This is a genomic window from Streptomyces sp. NBC_00989 (assembly GCF_045162655.1).
Classification (GTDB): Bacteria; Actinomycetota; Actinomycetes; order Streptomycetales; family Streptomycetaceae; genus Streptomyces.
The window spans coordinates 10,964,623-10,983,627 of the sequence record NZ_CP108728.1 but is presented as its reverse complement, the minus strand read 5'-3'; the positions used below and the strand labels follow the sequence as shown (position 1 = coordinate 10,983,627).

Genomic DNA, 19,005 nt, shown 5'->3' with positions numbered 1-19,005 from the left:
AACACCGCGCGCCACGGCCCGACTTGAGCCCCTCACTGCCGTAGCCGTCACGTGGCCCTACGGCAGGCTCAGTTGGGTGCGCCCGGCGGCACCCTGGGCAGCGGATCGAGCCGCACCGACCCGGCATCGGCCAGGAAGGCCCGGATCAACTCGCCCGCCTCACCCGTCTGTTCGTCGCCCTGGCACCGCAGCTCCGTCCCGAGCCGCCGCACGGCACCGCGCAGTGACATGCGGACCGGCGCGTGCAGAGCCGTGTCGTCGAGCAGGGTCAGCAGGTGGTTCAGGAGGGTCCAGTCGGCCGCGTGCTGCACGGCGGCCCCGCCGGGCAGCTCGGCGGGTACCGGGTCGGTACGGCGCCAGGTGGGGGCGAGGAGCGCGTCGACGATGTCGGTGACACCGGGCACCGCGGGGTCGGCGGCATGCTGCCAGGCCACGCGGTTGAGCCGGGCCGGGTCCAGCAACTCCTCCGTGACCAGCGCGGTCGCGACCCGTACGGCCTCGAAGGGGTCGAAGATCCGCCCGGCACCCGTGTCGAGGTACTGGTCCGTCCGGCCGTAGCGGATCGCGGGCGGGGTGAGGGTGTCCAACACCGAGTTGGGCAGGGCGAGTTGCTCGGCCCTCAGCAGTTCGGCGAGGCGGGTCAGCGCCGTGTGCTGGGTGGCCGCGTCGACCGCCTGTGCGCCACGGCCGTCCTCGCCCGCGAGGCCGTACGCGTAGCGCACCCCGCCCACCAGCCGGGCCACGGCCGTCACCTCATGGCGGTGCAGAAGGTGCACCAGGACGGCCCGTTCCTCCAGTTCACCGGTCTGCCGGTCGGGCGGCAGCACCCCTCGGGAGAATCCGTCCAGTGCGCTGCGGCGGACGCGCAGCATCGTCTCCAGTGCCTGGAGGGCGTCCGGCCCGCTGACCCAGGTGACGGCGTCGGCGTGGGCGGCGTTCGGGCCCTGGGCATCCTCGTCGGAGATGTAGCCGAGGCCCGACTCGGCTGCCTCGCGGCGCAGTTCGGCGAGCGCGGTCTCTTCGTCGGAGGCGTCGAACCGGCCGTAGGCATGGGCGACCAGGAAGTGGTCCCACGGACCGAGTCCCGTGCCGTACGCGGCGGACAGGTCGAGGTCCCCGTCCTCCGTGACCTGGATGCGCGCGTGCGGGTAGTCCATGACGGACGGCTCGGGGTGTCCCGTACTGGCGAAGTTGTGCATGAAGCCGAGGGCGTGGCCGATCTCGTGCGCGGCGAGCTGGCGCAGCCGGGCGAGCACCAACTCCTCGACGGCGGCGAGCCGTTCGGCCTCGTCCGGGCGGCCGTACGGTGCGAGGAGGGCCTCGCCGAGCGCGCGGACCTGTTCGACGCGCTGGGAGCCGAGTCGTACCCGGGCGTGCAGGATCTCGCCGGTGCGCGGGTCGGTCAGACCCTGCCCGAGCGACCAGCCGCGGCCCGCCCGGTGCACCCAGACCACCCCGTTGACGTCGGAGTCGTAGGGGTCGAAGCCGTCGTCGCCGGGCTCGACCCGATAGGCGTCCGGGAGTCCGATCCGGGCGAAGGCCCGCTGCCACCAGTTGCCGCCCTCGACGACCGCCGAGCGGAACGGTTCGGGGACGGCCGGGTCGATCCGGAAGACGATCGGGACGCCGCCGGGTTCCGCGCGGAAGCGGGGCTGGAGCTTGACCTGGGTGCTCGCCCGGCCGACGAGGCCGTGGTCGGCGTAGCCGATGCCGTAGCCGCCCGAGGCGGGGTGGTAGCGCCGTACGGGCAGCGGGGACGCGGGCAGCCGCAGCAGGTTCAGCTGCTGGACGACGGTGAGGGCGCGCGGGTCGGCGGCGACGGCCCGGACCGCCGAGCCGCGGCCGGGGCCCCGGAAGGTGAGCAGCGCGGGCAGCCGGACGGCGGTGGGGCCGGTGCGGCTGTCGGCGACGAGCGGGAGGCTCGTGGACGCGTCGATCGTGTAGTCGCCCTGCTCGCGGGCGTGCAGATGCTCGGCGATCGCGTCGTGGTCGGCGAGGACTAGCCCGGTGGCATCGACGACCGCCGCGCCGTTCTCCTCGCGCAGCACGGGCCCGCTCCACAGCACGGACAGCGCGAACGACTCGTCCCCGGCCCGTACGGCGGCCGCGTCGCCGGAGGTCAGGAAGTGCTTGTTGCGGACGGCGAACAGGACCCGGTCGCCGACCCGCCGGAACTCCGCGAGCCAGGTCCGGCCCGCCTTGCCCCGGTCCAGCCAGAGCTCGCTGGAGCCCAGGCCCTGGGAGAGGGAGACGGAGAGGAGGAAGGGTTCGTCGAAGTGGCGGATGCCCAACAGCAGCCGGTCCGAACGGAGTTCGGGGTCGGGGATCAGGTCGATGAAGTCGGCTTCGCCGGGCATGCGGGGGCCTTTCGGTTGAGCAACGTCGAGTTGATGTTGTCAGGCCCCTGCCTCTCGCACCGCGCTGGCCCGTTGTTACGGTGCACCGGTGTCTGAATCTTCACGCGATACTCCCGAGGGCGCCGGTTGGGGCACCGCGGAGCGCGGCGCGTATCAGCAGCTCATGCCGTCCCACGTCGAGAAGGTCTCGTGGCTCGACCCGAAGACCCTGTGGGCCGCACGCAACGGTGTGTTGGCGTCCTGGTTCGGGGACCCGACCGGCGACACCCGCAGCCGCTGGGTGGCACAGCGCGCGGAGGCCGGCGCACCCGTCGACAAGGTGATCCGGCGCGACGATCCGGACACCTTCTCCTTCATGGTCATCGGTGACACCGGCGAGGGCGACGATCCCCAATACGCCGTCGTGCCGGGCTTCCTGAGGGCCAGTCAGGACACGGCGTTCGCGGTGGTCGCCAGTGACGTCATCTATCCCGTCGGCGCCGCGGACGACTACGAGACGAAGTTCTTCCGCCCGTACCAGGCCTATCCGGCGCCCATCTACGCGATACCCGGCAACCACGACTGGTACGAGGACCTCGGCGGCTTCATGCGCGTCTTCTGCGACGACGCGCCCGCGCTGCCCGCACCGAAGGCGCCGCGCCCCCTGACGCGTGCCTGGTTGCGCTCGCTGCTGTGGCACCGCCCCCGCCCGTCCGACGGTGAACGCCTGGACAAGGCAAGGGAGTTGCGCTCCTCACCGGTCCAACAGGCCGTGCAGCCGGGCCCGTACTGGGCGATCGACGCGGGACCGGTGCGCATCATCGGTATCGACACGGGCCTGTTGGGCACGATCGACGCCGAACAGGGTGCCTGGCTGCGCGAGGTGGCGAAGGGGCCCACGCCGAAGATCCTGATCACCGGTTCACCCCTGTACGTGGACGGCGAGCACCACCCCTGCGCCATCGAGGGCGGCGGCACGGTCGACGACATCGTCAGCGATCCGGCCCACCACTTCGTCGCCGCGATAGGTGGCGACATCCACAACTACCAACGCTATCCAGTGCAGTTGGCGGACGGTCGCACGCTCCAGTACGTGGTCTCGGGCGGCGGCGGCGCGTTCATGCACGCGACCCACACCGTGCCGCGCGTCGACATCGCCGACGTCACCGAGCGGGACTTCCGCTGCTATCCGCTGCGCGGCGACTCCCTCGCCTTCTACAGCAGGCTGTACGGCCGCCGACTGCACCTGCGCCGCTTCTTCACCCTCACCGAGGCCGAGGCGTCGGCCGTGATCTGCGAGCGCCTCGGCATCCCGCCGACCCGCACCCCGGGCCCGCCCGTCCGGATCACCCGGCGCGTCCGCCTGGTCGCGAGCCTGCTCGGCGCCGGGGGCCGCCCCGACCGCCGCTCGCGCTTCCGCCTCCCGGTGCGCAAGATCTACACGCAGCTCTTCTCGCCCAGCTCGGTGACGTACAGCCCGCCCTTCTTCAAGTGCTTCCTGCGGCTGGACGTCACCCCGGACGCGATCCGCCTGCGCTGCTTCGCGGCCACCGGCAACCACGCCCAGGAGATCGACCCGCCGGTCGAGGACGAGATCACCATCCCGCTGCACTGATCACACGCCCGCAATGTTCGCCTGTCACAATCAGGACAGAACAGAACTGACGTACGACCGCCGGAGGAGCCCGTGCCGCCCACCTCACGCCCGTTGCGGAAGCTGGGCTTCCTCACGATCGGCCTCTTCGACGAGGACGATCCGCGCCGGGGCCACGAATCGACGCTGGAGATCATCGAACTGGGCGAGCGCCTCGGCTTCGACAGCGCGTGGCTGCGCCACCGCCATCTCCAGTACGGCATCTCCTCCCCGGTCGCGGTCATGGCGGCGGCCTCGCAGCGCACCAGCCGTATCGAACTCGGCACGGCGGTGATCCCGCTCGGCTGGGAGAACCCGCTGCGGCTGGCGGAGGACCTGGCGACCGTCGACATCCTGTCCGGGGGCCGCGTCAACCCGGGCGTGAGCGTCGGCCCGCCGATGCACTTCGACCAGCTCAAGGAGGCGCTGTACCCCGACACGGCCGACGTCGAGGACTTCGGCTACGAGCGGGTGCGGCGGCTCCTGGACTTCGTGCGCGGCAAACCGGCCACGGACTTCAGCGGGGTCGAGGGCTTCGAGGTGTTCTCCGACCGGGTGCAGCCGCACTCCCCCGGCCTGGGCCGTCGCCTCTGGTACGGCGGCGGCAGCGCGGGCTCGGCGAAGTGGGCGGGCGAGCACGGGATGAACTTCCTGACGAGCAGTGTCGTCAAGGCCGAAGGGCCGGACGAGTCAAGGGACTTCGCCGAGATCCAGCTCTCCCACGTCCGTACGTTTCGCGCCCACCACCCCGACGGCGACGCCGCCCGCGTCTCCCAGGGCCTGGTGGTCATCCCCACCGACTCCGCGTCGCCCGAACAGCGCGCGAAGTACGAGGAGTTCGCCCGCAAGCGCACTCCCCGTACGACGTCACCGCAGGGCCCGGCCCGGCTGATGTTCGCGCCGGACATCGTCGGCACCTCGGCGGAGATCGCCGAACTCCTGCACGCGCACGCCGCGTTCAGGGAGATCGACGAGGTGGCGTTCGCGCTGCCGTTCACCTTCGAGCACGAGGACTACGTGCAGATCCTCACGGACATGGCGACGAAGCTGGGCCCGGCGCTCGGGTGGAAGCCCACCGTCTGACCTCGGTGTCACCAGCGGCCGGGCTCGGTGCCGACGATCGGCTCCGACGGCTTGCCGTCCACGCCGACCGGTATGTCGCCGGTCAGCATCACCCGGTGCATGGTCCGCGGGAAGCTGAGATGGGCGTTGTCGCCGGGGGCGAGGTGGATGGTGGCCCGGTTGTCCCAGAAGGCCACGCTGCCCGGCTCCCAGCGGAAGCGGACCGTGTACTCGGGCCGGGTCGCCTGCGCGAGCAGCATCTCAAGGATCGCGGCGCTCTCCGCGCGGGAGACGTCGGTGATCTGCTCCAGGTAGTAGCCGTTGACGAACAGCACCCGCTCCCCCGTCTCGGGGTGCACTCGTACCAGCGGGTGCACCGAGGCGACCTGGTGGTCCAGGAGGTGGCGGACGTACGCGTCGTCGCCGGGCCGCGGCTGATAGCCGACGCCGAGCCGGTGCTCGGCCCGCAGCCCGTCCACGAACTCCCTCACCGGCTGCGACAGTCCGGCGTACGCGGCCGCCAGATTCGACCAGGTGGTGTCGCCGCCGTACGGCGGGACGGTCTCCGCGCGCAGGATCGTCGCGGCGGGCGGGTCGACGCGAGCACCGTGGTCGCAGTGCCAGCCGCGCAGGAGGGTGTGCCTGCGCCGCTCCAGCCACTCCTCGTGCTCCATGCCGAACCGGCCGCCCAACTCCAGCCGGTCGGCGGTCGTCTCGACCTCGGGGAAGCCGGCCGGTGACGCGCTGCCACGCCGCCCGAGCACGACGGGTTCCCCGAAGCGGCGCGCGAACGCCACATGTCCGGTGTGGTCGAGGCGTTGCCCGCGGAAGAACACGACCTTCCAGCGCAGCACCGCGGCGCGGATCGCGGCGACCACGGCGTCGTCGAGTTCACCGGCCAGATCGACACCGGTGATCTCGGCCCCGATGTGCCCGGCGGCCGGCCGCACCTCCATGCCGTCCACCCGCACCGCCCCGTCCGTCGTCGTACCGCTGCTGTCCGTCGTCATGCCCGCTCCGTCGTCGTACGTGCCCGGCCGGTCGTCCGTACCAGGCCTCCCTACCGGGTCGTACCCAGGTCGTACGGGTTCCAAGGAAGATCGTGTCAGTGATCCCCGCACAGGGCGACAGGGGTTCAGGTCGCCCATACTGGGTGTACCGCACAGTCAAGGGAAGGTCCGACCGTGATCAGCATCCCGACGCACACGCTCAACGACGGCACGAAGATCCCCGCCATCGGCCTGGGCACTTGGCCGATGGACGACGCGACGGCCGAGGAAGCCGTCGCCGGCGCGTTGCGCATGGGCTATCGCCTGGTGGACACGGCGACGAACTACCGCAACGAGACCGGCGTCGGCCGTGGCATCGCCCGCAGCGGGGTGCCGCGCGAGGAGATCCTCGTGACGACGAAGCTGCCGGGCCGCCACCACGGCTACGAGGAGACCCTCGCCTCCTTCGAGGAGTCCCGGGCGCGGCTCGGCGTGGAGTACGTGGACCTGTATCTCATCCACTGGCCGCTGCCCCGCGTCGGCAAGTTCGTCGATTCCTGGAAGGCGATGATCAAGCTCCGTGAGGAGGGTCTCGTCCGTTCGATCGGCGTCTCCAACTTCACCCCCGGGCACATCGAGCAGTTGGAGAAGGAGACCGGCGTCCTGCCCTCCGTCAACCAGATCGAGCTGCACCCGCTGTTCCCGCAGGACGAACTGCGCGCCTTCGATGCCGAGAAGGGGGTTCTCACGGAGAGTTGGAGTCCTCTCGGGCGTGGTTCCGAGCTGCTGAACGACCCCGCCGTGGTGACGGTCGCCGAGGCCTTCGGTGTGACTCCGGCTCAGGTGGTGCTGCGCTGGCACACGCAGCTCGGGGCCATTCCGATCCCCAAGTCGGCGGATCCCGACCGGCAGCGCGCGAACCTCGACATCTTCGGCTTCGAGCTGGGCCCGGCCCAACTGGCCGCCATCGCCGACCACACGCCGCAGCGGCTGGGCGGAGACCCGGAGACGCACGAGGAGTTCTGAGAGCCCTGGGAGCTCCGGGGCTTCCGGAAGTCTGAGGGTTCAGGGGGTGGAAGTCGGCGTTTCTGCCCCCAACTCGCCTTCCCTGCCTCTATGTTCACGGCGGATGCTCAGGATCTCATCGGAAGGTTCTCGTATGCGCACCGCGTTCCGTACCGCCGTGACCGGGTCGGTGGCCGCCGCCGCCCTGCTGGTCGGCGGCACCGCCCAGGCAACCCCGGCGGGGCCCGGAGTCACCGCCCGGCTGATCAGCCAGACGACGATCGGCGACACCGACTACACCCTGCGCGAGATCACCATTCCGCCCGGCCAGGCCACCGGCTGGCACTACCACGACGGCCCTCTCTACGGCATCGTCAAGCAGGGCACCCTCAGCCACTTCGACTCCAGCTGCGCCTCCGACGGCGTGTACCGGGCGGGCAGTCCCATCCAGGAGCCGGCCGGTTCGGGCAACGTGCACATCGGCCGCAATCTGGGGAACGTCCCTCTCGTCCTCGACGTGTTGTACGTCCTGCCGCACGGATCGCCGTTCTCGGAGGACGCGCCGAACCCCGGGTGCCCCTTCGAGTAGGCCCTCCCGGTCGACGAACGGTCCGGTCAGTTCGGCGGCAGCGGCTGTTCGGCCCAGATGGTCTTGCCGCTCCCGGTCTGCCGGCTGCCCCACCGCTGGGTGAGCTGGGCGACGAGGAGGAGTCCGCGTCCGCCCTCGTCGTAGGCGTGGGCCCGGCGCAGATGCGGTGAGGTCGAACTGCCGTCGGAGACCTCGCAGATGAGGGCGCTGTCGCGGATCAGGCGGAGCTGGATGGGCGGTTCGCCGTACCGGATGGCGTTGGTGACGAGTTCGCTGACGACGAGTTCGGTGACGAAGGACTCCTCGTCCAGTCCCCACGCGGTGAGTTGCTCGGTGGCGGCCTGCCGGGCCCCGGCCACGTGCGCGGGGTCGGGGTCGATGTCCCAGGTGGCGACCCGGTCGGCGCCCAGTGCCCGGGTGCGCACCAGCAGCAGGGCCACGTCGTCGCTGGGCTCCTCCGGCATCACCGCCTTCAGCACCGAGTCGCACAGCGCGTCCAGCGACTCGGCGGACGCGGTGAGCGCACGGCACAGTTCGGCGGTGGCGTGGTCGACGTCGCGGTCGCGGTCCTCGATCAGACCGTCCGTGTACAGGGCGACGGTGGCGCCCTCGGGCAGCTCCAACTCCGCTGCCTCGAAAGGGAGTCCGCCGACGCCGAGCGGTGGTCCCGCGGTCATGGGGACGAGGCTCGCGGTCCCGTCGGGCAGGACGACGGCCGGCGGTGGATGTCCGGCGGCGGCCATGGTGAGGCGGCGCGAGACCGGGTCGTAGACGGCGTAGAGGCAGGTGGCGCCGAGTTCCGCGACCTCGTCGCCGGTGTCGTCCGTCGCGAGGTGGGTGACCAGGTCGTCGAGGTGGGTGAGGAGTTCGTCGGGCGGCAGGTCGACGTCGGCGAGGGTGCGGACGGCCGTGCAGAGCCGGCCCATGGTCGCCGAGGACGGGATGCCGTGTCCGACGACGTCGCCGACGACCAGGGCGACCCGGCTGCCGGACAGCGGAATGACGTCGAACCAGTCGCCGCCGATGCCCGCGAGCGATCCGGAGGGCAGGTAGCGGTGGGCCACCTCGACGGCCGCCTGTCCGGGCAAGTCCCTGGGGAGCAGGCTGTTCTGGAGGGCGAGCGCGGTGGAGCGCTCGCGGGCGAAGCGGCGCGCGTTGTCGATGCAGACGGCGGCTCGGCTGGCCAACTCCTCGGCGAGTACGGCGTCGTCGGCGGCGTAGTCGTCCGGGTGGGCCATGCGGACGCCCACCGCGACGCCGAGTGTGGTGCCGCGCGCCCGCAACGGCACCGCGATCATCGAGTGGACGCCCACGCGGTAGGAACTGCCCTCGGGGGAGCGCGCGTTGCGGTCCGCGACCCACCGCACGAAATCGGGTTCGCCCGCCTGACTACGCACCGCCCGTCCCTCGCGCAGGGCACGCACAGGTGGCGAGGACGGCTCGTAGACGTCCGTCTGTCCCAGGCGTACGGCGGCGCCCGGCGTGCCCTCGTCGACAGAGCCGTGGGCGACGCGCCGCAGCACGATCTCACCGTCCGACGCCGGTGGTGGTTCCTCCGCGCCGAGCACCCACGGGAGCAGGTCCACGCTGGCGAAGTCGGCGTAGCGCGGCACGAGGATCTCCACCAGTTCCTCGGCGGTGCGGACCACGTCGAGGGTGGTGCCGATGCCGGCCGCCGCCTCGTTCAGCAGGGCCAGCCGCTGCTGGGCGAGGTACTGCTCGGTACTGTCGAACGCCGCGAGGGCGACCGCGGTCACCCCGCCGGAGTCGTCCTTGAGGGGCCACATCTCGATGCTCCAGGCGTGCTCCCGGTTCAGGGCGGGAGCGCCCGCCCAGCTGTTGTAGCGGACCGGTCTGCCCGTCTCGGCGACCAGGCGCAGGTTGCTCAGGAAGCTCCGGCTGTGCTCGGCGTCCTCCACGCTCTCCGGGAAGAACCGGCCGATCAGGACGTCCTCGGACACTCCCATCACCCGGCAGGCGACGTCGTTGAGGCGGAGGTAGCGCTGCTCGGTGTCGAAGACGGACAGCGACATCGACGCCTGCTGGAAGGCCTGCTCGGCCAAGGTGGACGCGGGTGTGGGTTCAGGTTCGGGTGCGGCGAGGGGTTCGGCGGTGAGGACGTATCCGTCCGGTGCGCCGTCCGCGCCGAGCACCGGGCAGGCCCGCACGGTGAGCGGGAGCGGCGATCCGTCCCGGTGCCGTAGGACCAGGGGGCCCTCCAGCGCGGCCAGGGCCGTGGTGGAGGGAGGTTCGGCGAGGAGTGCCCCCACCGACCGGCCCACGGCCTCCTCGGCCGGGTATCCCGTCAGTGTCCGGGCACCTTCGCTCCACCCCGTCACGATGCCTCGGGCATTGATGACCGCCGCGGCGGAGGCCTGCTCCATATCGTCCAGGATGGTCCTATTACCGCGCCGCAACAACCGCGCTACGGCATTTGTGGCTCCTGTGTCACTTCCGGTGGGCGCGGAGTGCGGCGAGGGCGCGGTCGGCGTGGGTGTTCATCCGCAGTTCGCTGGAGACGACCTCGAGGATCGTGCGGTCCTCGCCGATGACGAAGGTGGCCCGCTTGGTGGGCGCCAGCGAGAACCCGCGCTTCACCCCGAACCGCTCCCGGATCGTGCCGTCGGCGTCCGAGAGCAGCGGCATGCCGAGGGTGTGCTTCCCGGCGAACTCCTGCTGCTTGTCGACGGAGTCGCCGCTGATGCCCACGGGCCGCGCGCCGACGGCCGCGAACTCGGCGGCCAGATCACGGAAGTGGCAGGCCTCGGTGGTGCAGCCGGGGGACAGGGCGGCCGGATAGAAGAAGAGCACCACCGGCCCCTCGGCGAGCAGTTCGGTGAGGCCGCGCTCGGCGCCGGTCTCGTCCGGCAGCGTGAAGTCCTCGACCTTGTCACCGACGTTCAGGCGTCCCGTCATGACCGTCCCTCCCCATTCTTCGCGACACTACGGGCCCACAGTACGAGCGGCACCTGCAACGGCAGCCGCCCGATCGCGGCGGCCTTCTGGGGCGCCGGCCGGTCCCGCCAGTCCAGCGCCATCTTCACGTTGGCGGGGAACACGCCCACGAAGAATCCCGCCGCGGCCAGCGCGGCCGTACGCCGGGTACGCGGCACCGCGATCCCCGCGGCCAGTGCCAGTTCGACGACACCGCTCGCGTACGTCCAGGCCCGGGGCGACCCCGGCAGGGAGCGCGGGATCGTCGCGTCGAACTGTCTCGGCGAGGCGAAGTGGGCGACCCCCGCGGTCGCCAACAGACCGGCGAGCAGCAGCGACGAGCGTTCGGACCGTGGCACGGTTCCTCCTCTGATGGCCTGCCGCGCGATGTTACTCCACGGTAGACGGGCGGTGACGGCCGGCCTTGTCCAGCGGTGCCGGTTGACCTTGCCCAAAGGTGAGGCCGGAGGGTCGTGCGGAGACGAACGAGAGGAACCCGCATGAACGCGCGCTGTCTGATCCTCGACATCGGCGGTGTCCTGGAGCTCACGCCCCGGACGGGCTGGCTCGCCCGCTGGGACGAGCGCCTCGGCCTCCCACCGGGCACGGCGGACCGGCGGCTGGCCGACGTATGGGAGGCCGGAGAGGTCGGGACCATCGCCGAGGACGAGGTGAGCGAGCAGGTGGCCGCCCGGCTGGGACTCGGCCCGGTGGACACCGAGTCCTTCATGGCCGACCTGTGGGACGAGTACCTGGGCACCCCGAACACCGAACTCATCGACTACGTGGCGGGGCTGCGCCGCCCGCACTGCCGGCTGGGCATCCTCAGCAACAGCTTCGTGGGCGCCCGCGAGCTGGAGACGGCGGCCTACGGCTTCGACCGGCTGGTCGACGAGATCGTCTACTCGCACGAGATCGGCGTCCGCAAGCCCGACCCCAGGGCCTTCGCCATCGCCTGCGCCCGGCTCCAAGTGCGGCCCGGCGACTGCCTGTTCGTCGACGACTTCGCGCGCAACATCGAGGCCGCCCGTGCCGCCGGGATGCGGGCGCACCTGTTCGAGGACAACGCCGGCACGGTCGCACGGATCACCGCGCATCTGGACCCTACAGTTTCGGTCTGACCTTTGATATGTTTCGCCATCGGAACCGGAGAAGGGTCCACATTCCATGGACTTTGAGCTGACCGAGGACCAGGAAACGATCCGCAAGTCCGTCGCCGGACTGCTGCGCGACTTCGACGACCAGTACTGGATGGAGAAGGACCAGGCGCACGAGTTCCCGACGGAGTTCTACGACACCGTCGCGGGCGGCGGCTGGCTCGGGATCACGATCCCCGAGGAGTACGGCGGCCACGGCCTCGGCATCACCGAGGCCAGCCTGCTGCTGGAGGAGGTGGCCCGGTCGGGCGGCGGCATGAACGCGGCCAGCGCGATCCATCTGTCCATCTTCGGCATGCATCCGGTGGTGGTGCACGGCTCCGAGGAGCTGAAACGGCGGACGCTCCCACGCATCGCCTCCGGCGACCTGCACGTCTGCTTCGGCGTCACCGAACCGGGCGCCGGACTCGACACCGCGAGCATCACGACGTACGCACGACGGGACGGCGACCACTACGTCGTCAACGGCCGCAAGGTGTGGATCTCCAAGGCCATGGAGTCCGAGAAGATCCTGCTGCTGACCCGCACCAGCAAGGCCGACGAGGTCGCCAAGAAGACCGACGGGATGACCCTCTTCCTTACGGACATCGACCGCGACCGGATCGACATCCGCCCGATCCCGAAGATGGGCCGCAACGCCGTCACCTCGAACGAACTCTTCATCGACGACCTGCGCATCCCGGCCGCGGACCGCGTCGGCGAGGAGGGCCAGGGCTTCCGCTACCTCCTCGACGGCCTCAACCCGGAACGCATGCTGATCGCCGCGGAGGCCCTCGGCATCGGCCGGGCCTCGCTCGACAAGGCCGTGCGGTACGGCAAGGAGCGCATCGTCTTCGGCCGCCCCATCGGCATGAACCAGGCCATCCAGTTCCCCCTCGCCGACTCCCTCACCCGCCTCGACGCCGCCGAACTCGTACTGCGCAAGGCGACATGGCTGTACGACAACGGGAGGCCCTGCGGGCGAGAGGCGAACACCGCCAAGTACCTGTGCGCCGACGCCGGGTTCACGGCCGCCGACCGGGCCGTACAGACGCACGGCGGCATGGGCTACTCCGAGGAGTACGCCGTGGCCCGCTACTTCCGCGAGGCCCGCCTCATGCGCATCGCACCGATCAGTCAGGAAATGATCCTGAACTACCTGGGATCACACACGCTGGGACTCCCGAGGAGCTACTGAATGACCGACAGCACAGGGCTGTTCGACCTCACGGGCCGGTCGGCACTGGTCACCGGCGCCGGGGGCGGCATCGGTTCCGCCGTCGCCGAGGCGCTGGCGCGCGCGGGTGCCGCGGTGCTGGTGACCGACGTCGACGAGCCGGCCGCCGCGGCCGTCTCGGGGAAGATCAACGCCGCGGGCCTGACGGCGGACAGCGCCGCACTCGACGTACGCGACCGGTCCGCCGCCGACGCGGCGGTGGCGCGCGCGGCGGCGCTCGCCGACGGGACGCTGCACATCCTGGTCAACAACGCCGGGGTCATCGCGCCGGCCATGTTCGACAAGCTGGAGGAGGAGGCGTTCCGGCGGGTCCTCGACATCCATGTGATGGGCACCTTCCACTGCGCGCAGGCCGCGCTGCCGTTCCTGCCGGAGGACGGCAGGGGGCGGATCATCAACGTCACCTCGTCGGCGGGCCTGGTCGGCACGCTCGGGCAGGTCAACTACTCGGCCGCCAAGGCGGGGATCATCGGCCTGACGAAGTCCCTGGCCCGCGAACTGGCGCGTCGGCGCGTGCTGGTCAACGCCCTGGCGCCGCTGGCGGCCACGCCCATGACGGAGACCATCCGCACCAACGAGAAGTTCTCGGCCCAGATGCTCGCCCGCATTCCGCTGGGGCGGTGGGCCGAGCCGGCGGAGATCGCGGGCAGTTTCGTGTTCCTCGCCTCGGACGCCGCGTCCTTCATCACCGGGCAGGTCCTGCCGGTGGACGGCGGCATGGTGATTTGAAACCTCCCCCGCCCGATGGGCGCGGGATTCCTGGCTCACGTTGGCTGTGGACCTGCGGTCCGGCAGCTCTTGCACGATCAGCACCAACCGGGTTGAGACCAGCCCGGACGAGCATCACACGGGCGGAGTTCTTGTCCCTGGGAGACACGGTTCCGCACGCGGTGCACGCGTAGGTTCGTTCCGAGAGGGGCAGTGCGTGCTTGGTTCTCGCTCCGCACTGGGCGCAGTCCATAGTGGTGTATGCGGGGTGTACGAGGTGCACGGTCCGGCTGTGCTTGCGGCTCATGTCCAGCAGGGCCGCCTTCGTCGTGCTGATCGCCGCGTCCGCAGCCTTGCGGGCCATCGTGGACTTCGCCAGGAACTTCGGGCGGAAATCCTCAACCGCCAACTGGTCGAAGTCACAGACGATGCTTTTGGCCCACTTGCGAGCGGTGTCCTGCCGTTGCCGCGCGGCCTTCTTGTGGACCTTCGCGGCCTGAGCCTGTGCCTGCCGGTAGCCCTTGGACCGCGGCTTGCCTCTGGGGGCACGGCGGCGGGCCATCTGCTTCTGGTAGCGGGCGAGGCGGGCGGTTGCGGTCTTGCCGTGCTGGGGATGCGGGAGGTCGTAGGCGTCGCTGGTGGTGGTCGCGGTTTCCCTCACTCCCCAGTCGATGCCGATCACCCGGCCGGTGACAGGCAGTGCCTCGGTGGTAGTCGCCACGACGAACGAGGCGTACCAGTGGCCGAGGCTGTCGCGGTAAACGCGGACGGAGGACGGCGGCTTGGGCAGGTCCCGCGACCACACCACACTCAGCACGATCCCGCCTGCGAGATGCAGGCGGCCCTCTTTGAGTCGGAACCCGCGTTGCGTGTAATTCAGCGTCGGGTCGGCCACCCGCTTCTTCTTGCGCTTCGGCATCCCAGCCCGCTGGTGCTGCGGCAGTCGGGCCTTGATGTCCTTCAGGGCCTTGGCCCGGGACTTGGCGAAGTCGCGGATCGTCTGCTGTTGGGGTACCGAACTACCTTCGCGCAGCCAGGCGTTCGCGGTGCGGGCCTCGGTCAGCATCTTGTCGAGGCGGGCCGGGCCGCACTTCTCCTCGTCGGCGTAAGCCTTCTTGGAGCGGGCGCAGCACTCGTTCCAGATCCACCGACAGCGCGCCCACTCCGCCTCCAGCGCGGTGCGAGCGGTCGACGACAGGCGGAGCCGATAGGTGTACCGGGCGCCTCCGGAATCCTCGGCTTCCTTTAGGGTCGTCATGCCACCACACTACTACTACGCTAGGGGCATGGATGGAGAAACAAAGATCACACTCAGGCTCCCCACGGAACTGCACCGATGGCTCACCGCTCAGGCCAAGTCCGCCCGCAGGTCTCTCAACTCCGAGATCGTCTACAGGCTGGAGGGTGAGCGCGACGCCGCCACTGCGGACGCCAAATCGCCCTGACGGCGATCCTCAAGGCCAGGGCATCCTCAGAGGTACCTGGTGGCAGTCGACGCGCGTGCTGTGTTGAATGGTTCAGCCAAAGAGGCCGAAGAGCACGGCTTTCGACGAGAGGCCTGAACCTGTGCAGAGCGCCGAGCACCCTTCCCGCACCCTTCGGGGGCGCGCTACGGCCGGTGAGCCCCGGCCGCGCTTCGACACGCTCACCGTCCCCAAGGCCTCGGACGTACTGGCGACGGAGGTGCGCGAGCGGATCCTCTCCGGGGAGTTCACCGAGGGCACGGCACTGCCGCCGGAACGGCAACTGGTCGAGCAGACCGGGCTGAGCCGGGCGACAGTGCGCGAGGCGCTGCGCATCCTGGAGGTCGAACGGCTCCTGGAGATCCGGCCGGGACGCGGGGGCGGCGCGTTCGTGCACCGGCCGGGCCGTGAATCGCTCGCCAACACCGTGCGGCTGGTGATCCGGGGGCAGCGCATTCGCCTTGAGGACCTGCACGAGACGCGGGAGGCGATCGAGCCCGCCTGCGCGGCACTGGCGGCCCGGCGCCACACGGACGCCGACCTCACGGAGCTGGACGACGCCCACACGGACCTGGTCTCGGCGGGCGAGGACATCCAGCGCTTCCTGCGCGCCAACATCCGCTGGCACAACGCCGTGGCGAGGGCCGGTGAGAACGAGCTTCTCATCGGGTTCATGAGCGCTCTCTCCCAGTCGATCCACGCGGCCACCAACATCGAGCAGTTCATGGACGCGGACATCCGCAAACTCACCGCCCGCGCGCACGCCCGGATCACCGAGGCGATCCGGGACCGCGACAGCGAGGCGGCCATGCGCCGTATGACACGCCATGTGTGCGGATTCGCCCGCGCCGCCGCAGAGGTGGACCGCCGGGACGGCGTGGAGCTCACGGATTCCGAGAACTGACCCACCCGAACGTGAGAATGTGATTCTCTTCTTCGTGCAACACCATTGACAGTATCGGTCTGACCTTTAATACCATCCCGGTATGAGCAAGGTGACTCCCGTGCTGACCGTGGCCGCCGACGGAGACGTCCGCATCGTCACCCTGAACCGCCCCGACCGGCTGAACGGCGTGTCCGAGGAACTGCACCGCCGCCTGTCGGAGGTGTGGCGTGAACTCGCGGACGACACCAAGGCCCGAGCCGTCGTCCTCACGGGCGCGGGACGGGCGTTCAGCGCCGGCGGCGACTTCGACCATCTCCTACGGCACCACACCGACCCGGAGCTACGGGAGCGGTCCATCAGTCTCGACCGCACCATCCAGACCGAGATGATCCGCTTCCCGCTGCCGGTGATCGCCGCCGTCAACGGCCCGGCGGTGGGCCTGGGTTGCAGCCTCGCCCTCGCCTGCGACCTGGTGCTGATCTCCGAGGACGCCTACTTCGCGGACCCGCACATCTCGGTGGGCCTGGTGGCCGGCGACGGCGGGGTCACCCTGTGGCCGATGCTCACCAGCCTGCTGCGCGTGAAGGAGTACCTCTTCACCGGGGACCGCATCCCCGCCGCCAAGGCGGTCGAGTTCGGCCTCGCCAACCGCACGGTGCCGCACGACGACCTGATGCGCGAGGCGCTCGCCCTGGCCCACCGGCTCGCGGCCCAGCCCGCCGAGGCCCTCCGCGCCACCAAGCTGGCCCTCGCGGCCGTCGTCGAGCAGGTGTCGCGCGGCGGTATGGAAGCGGCGCTGATGGCCGAGCGGGCCACGATGACCAGCCCTGACCACATCCGCATCATCACCGAACTCGCGGCCCGCGCCGAACGGCGCGCCAACCCCCCTGAGGAGAACTGAGCGTGGACCGCGAGGAGTTCGTCCTGGTCCGCGACATGGTGCGCTCACTCGCGACCCGGTTCGGCGTGACCTCGGCGGACGAGGTGAAGCCCTCGACCCGGACGGCCACGCAACAGGCCCTGGACGAACTGGGTCTGGCAGATCTACGGCGCACCTCTCCCCCGGCGGCGACCGCACAGGAGTGCGCGCTGCTCGCGGAGGAACACGGCCGCCGCCCGCTCACGACGTCCCTGCTCGGCACCGTTCTGCTGGCACCGGAGTTGCTCCGCCTGCTCGGCGCCGACACCCCGCAGTCGACCCCCACCATCGCGCTCACCCGTGAGCTCCGGTTCCCCGGACGGACGCCGACGGATCTCGTCGCCTGGGACTGTGAGGGAGCCGACAGCGCGCTCTGTGTCACCGCCGACGGGACGGTCAGCCGGGTCGAGTTGGGACCGGCGGCGCCGAGCACGGACCTCCTGCGCTCGGTGCGTGCGGTGCCGTCCGACGCCCCCGTGGAGGCCGTCGGCCGTCTCGCCCCACCAGGCCAACTCCGTTGGCAGGCCTACGCACTTGTCGTCGTAGCCTCCGAACTCGTCGGCGCGGCGCGCTCGTTCGTGGACCAGGCGGTCGAATACGCCCGCGTCCGCCGCCAGTACGGACAGCCGATCGGCTCCTTCCAGGCCGTACAGCATCTCCTCGCGGACGCGACGGTCCTCGTCGAGGCGTGCGCCAGCGTCACGCGCTACGCGGCCTGGTGTCTCGACAACGAACCCCCGGAGCGGGCCCTGACGGCGGCGCGTGTCGCCAAGGTGGAGGTCAACTCCTCGGCGCTGGAGGCGGTTTACGCCGGGATGCAGGTCTTCGGCGGTATCGCCCAGACGTGGGAGCACGTCGCCCACCTGTATCTGCGCAAGGTGCGGCTGGGCTCGACGCTGCTCGCCACGACGGCCGATCTGCTCCCCGCGCTGGCCGTGCCGGAGGTGACGCGATGACCGACGCCCCGCTGGACTTCGGCGACCCGGCCGATCTGGATCGGCTGCGGCGGGAGTTCCGTGCCTGGCTGGCCGAACACCCGCTCCCCGAGCGGGAGTCGGGCGAACCGGTACCGGTCTTCCTGCGCCGCTGGCACCGGTTGCTGCACTCGGGCGGCTGGGTCGGCCTCGACGTCCCGGAACGCTACGGCGGCCGGGGCCTGACCGCGCTGCACCAGGTGGCGATCAGTGACGAACTGGGCGCCTGCCGGGCCCCGGGTGTCCCCCGGATCGGCTATCTCGCCCACGCGCTGCTGGAGTTCGGCTCGGCGGAGCAGCGACTGGGCTTCCTGCCAAGGATGTTGGCCGGTGACGAGGTGTGGTGCCAGGGCTTCAGCGAGCCGGGTGCCGGTTCGGACCTGGCGGGCATGAGCACCTTCGCCGAGCGGCACGACGACGGCCACTACACGGCGCGTGGACAGAAGCTCTGGACGAGTTACGCCCAGTACTCCGGCCTGTGCCTGCTGCTGGCCCGCACCGACCGCTCGGCACCGGCCCACAAGTCCATCTCGGCGTTCGTCCTGCCCCTGGACCGGCCCGGCGTGACGGTACGACCGCTGCGCGCGGCCAACGGCGACGACGAGTTCTGCGAGCTGTTCCTGGACGACGTCCGCATCGAGGAGTCCGAACGCGTCGGCGCCGAGGGCGTCGGCTGGGCGCTGGCGATGACGACGGTGTCGTACGAGCGCAACGCCCTCGACACCGGGCACATCTCGAAGTACGGCCTGCTCGTCGAACGGCTGCGGAGCCACGCCGCCGAGTACCAAGGCCGCCTGCCCGACGGGCTGTTGTCCCGGATCGGCCGGTGTGTCGTGGACTACGAGGTCTTGGTCGCGCACGCCCGCCGCCGCACCGCCGAACGTCTCGCCGGGCAGGTCGCCGGCCCGGAGTCGTCCGTGGACAAACTGCTGATGACGAGGACCGAACAGCGGCTCTACGACACGGCACTCGAGGTGTTCCCGGCCGAACTCGCCGGAGAAGGAGGCGAGTTGTTCGGCGACTACCTCTACTCCCGTGCGGCCTCCGTCTACGGCGGCACCTCCCAGATCCAGCGGAACATCATCGCCAAGCGGATCCTGCACCTGCCCTCGAACGGCTAGCCCTGGAGCCAAC

The 19,005-nt window shown here is 70.7% G+C and carries 18 protein-coding genes; 12 read left to right on the top strand and 6 right to left on the bottom strand.

Annotated elements, in window-relative coordinates; translation table 11 throughout:
• Positions 1-68: 68 nt before the first annotated feature.
• Positions 69-2,357: a zinc-dependent metalloprotease gene (locus tag OG714_RS49540; RefSeq protein WP_406131065.1), complete on the bottom strand. Its 2,289-nt coding sequence runs from the start codon at positions 2,355-2,357 to the stop codon at positions 69-71.
• Positions 2,358-2,445: 88 nt separating this feature from the next.
• Between OG714_RS49540 and OG714_RS49535 the strand changes: the two genes are divergently transcribed.
• Positions 2,446-3,951 carry a metallophosphoesterase family protein gene (locus OG714_RS49535; RefSeq protein WP_406131064.1) on the top strand — a complete coding sequence of 502 codons (1,506 nt, stop codon included), beginning with the start codon at positions 2,446-2,448 and terminating at the stop codon, positions 3,949-3,951.
• A gap of 72 nt (positions 3,952-4,023) precedes the next feature.
• Complete coding sequence (locus OG714_RS49530) at positions 4,024-5,052, top strand: LLM class flavin-dependent oxidoreductase (RefSeq protein WP_406131063.1); 1,029 nt, start codon at positions 4,024-4,026, stop codon at positions 5,050-5,052.
• A gap of 8 nt (positions 5,053-5,060) precedes the next feature.
• On the opposite strand, the gene OG714_RS49525 is transcribed toward OG714_RS49530, so the two are convergent.
• Complete coding sequence (locus tag OG714_RS49525; protein WP_406131062.1) at positions 5,061-6,041, bottom strand: TauD/TfdA dioxygenase family protein; 981 nt, start codon at positions 6,039-6,041, stop codon at positions 5,061-5,063.
• 174 nt (positions 6,042-6,215) lie between these two features.
• Here OG714_RS49525 and OG714_RS49520 point away from each other — a divergent pair, with 174 nt between their 5' ends.
• Positions 6,216-7,046, top strand: a complete 831-nt coding sequence (locus tag OG714_RS49520) for an aldo/keto reductase (RefSeq protein WP_327406591.1) — start codon at positions 6,216-6,218, stop codon at positions 7,044-7,046.
• Between the two features lie 133 nt (positions 7,047-7,179).
• On the top strand, positions 7,180-7,614 hold the full coding sequence (locus tag OG714_RS49515) for a cupin domain-containing protein (protein ID WP_393763040.1): 435 nt from the start codon (positions 7,180-7,182) through the stop codon (positions 7,612-7,614).
• 26 nt (positions 7,615-7,640) lie between these two features.
• Here the strand turns inward: OG714_RS49515 and OG714_RS49510 are convergent, their stop codons facing one another.
• From OG714_RS49510 to OG714_RS49500, 3 genes are all read right to left on the bottom strand, one after another.
• Complete coding sequence (locus tag OG714_RS49510; protein WP_406131061.1) at positions 7,641-9,998, bottom strand: SpoIIE family protein phosphatase; 2,358 nt, start codon at positions 9,996-9,998, stop codon at positions 7,641-7,643.
• A 64-nt stretch (positions 9,999-10,062) separates the two neighbouring features.
• Complete coding sequence (locus OG714_RS49505; protein WP_406131060.1) at positions 10,063-10,530, bottom strand: peroxiredoxin; 468 nt, start codon at positions 10,528-10,530, stop codon at positions 10,063-10,065.
• The gene (locus tag OG714_RS49500; protein ID WP_406131059.1) at positions 10,527-10,907 is read right to left on the bottom strand and encodes a DoxX family protein; all 381 of its coding nucleotides are present in this window, start codon (positions 10,905-10,907) and stop codon (positions 10,527-10,529) included. Before OG714_RS49500 ends, OG714_RS49505 begins: the two co-directional genes overlap by 4 nt.
• Positions 10,908-11,048: 141 nt before the next feature.
• Between OG714_RS49500 and OG714_RS49495 the strand changes: the two genes are divergently transcribed.
• From OG714_RS49495 to OG714_RS49485, 3 genes are read left to right on the top strand one after another with little or no spacing between them, the layout of a single operon-like run.
• Complete coding sequence (locus OG714_RS49495) at positions 11,049-11,669, top strand: HAD family hydrolase (RefSeq protein ID WP_406131058.1); 621 nt, start codon at positions 11,049-11,051, stop codon at positions 11,667-11,669.
• A 46-nt stretch (positions 11,670-11,715) separates the two neighbouring features.
• Complete coding sequence (locus OG714_RS49490) at positions 11,716-12,882, top strand: acyl-CoA dehydrogenase family protein (RefSeq protein WP_406131057.1); 1,167 nt, start codon at positions 11,716-11,718, stop codon at positions 12,880-12,882.
• Complete coding sequence (locus OG714_RS49485; RefSeq protein WP_406131056.1) at positions 12,883-13,650, top strand: SDR family NAD(P)-dependent oxidoreductase; 768 nt, start codon at positions 12,883-12,885, stop codon at positions 13,648-13,650.
• On the opposite strand, the gene OG714_RS49480 is transcribed toward OG714_RS49485, so the two are convergent.
• Positions 13,607-14,887, bottom strand: coding sequence for an RNA-guided endonuclease InsQ/TnpB family protein (locus OG714_RS49480; RefSeq protein ID WP_406131055.1), 1,281 nt, complete (start codon positions 14,885-14,887; stop codon positions 13,607-13,609). The genes OG714_RS49485 and OG714_RS49480 overlap by 44 nt on opposite strands.
• A gap of 28 nt (positions 14,888-14,915) precedes the next feature.
• Here OG714_RS49480 and OG714_RS49475 point away from each other — a divergent pair, with 28 nt between their 5' ends.
• The 5 genes from OG714_RS49475 to OG714_RS49455 all read left to right on the top strand — a co-directional run bounded on the left by OG714_RS49475 (position 14,916) and on the right by OG714_RS49455 (position 18,992).
• Positions 14,916-15,074, top strand: coding sequence for an Arc family DNA-binding protein (locus tag OG714_RS49475; protein WP_406131054.1), 159 nt, complete (start codon positions 14,916-14,918; stop codon positions 15,072-15,074).
• A 121-nt stretch (positions 15,075-15,195) separates the two neighbouring features.
• Complete coding sequence (locus OG714_RS49470) at positions 15,196-15,996, top strand: FadR/GntR family transcriptional regulator (RefSeq protein WP_406131053.1); 801 nt, start codon at positions 15,196-15,198, stop codon at positions 15,994-15,996.
• A gap of 82 nt (positions 15,997-16,078) precedes the next feature.
• Positions 16,079-16,879 (top strand): enoyl-CoA hydratase/isomerase family protein, encoded by an 801-nt coding sequence (locus OG714_RS49465; RefSeq protein ID WP_406131052.1) that lies wholly within the window; start codon positions 16,079-16,081, stop codon positions 16,877-16,879.
• Between the two features lie 2 nt (positions 16,880-16,881).
• A complete protein-coding gene (locus tag OG714_RS49460; RefSeq protein ID WP_406131051.1) occupies positions 16,882-17,853 on the top strand; it encodes an acyl-CoA dehydrogenase family protein in 972 nt (323 codons plus the stop codon).
• The gene (locus OG714_RS49455) at positions 17,850-18,992 is read left to right on the top strand and encodes an acyl-CoA dehydrogenase family protein (RefSeq protein ID WP_406131050.1); all 1,143 of its coding nucleotides are present in this window, start codon (positions 17,850-17,852) and stop codon (positions 18,990-18,992) included. The genes OG714_RS49460 and OG714_RS49455 overlap by 4 nt, the downstream gene beginning before the upstream one ends.
• Positions 18,993-19,005 lie beyond the last annotated feature (13 nt).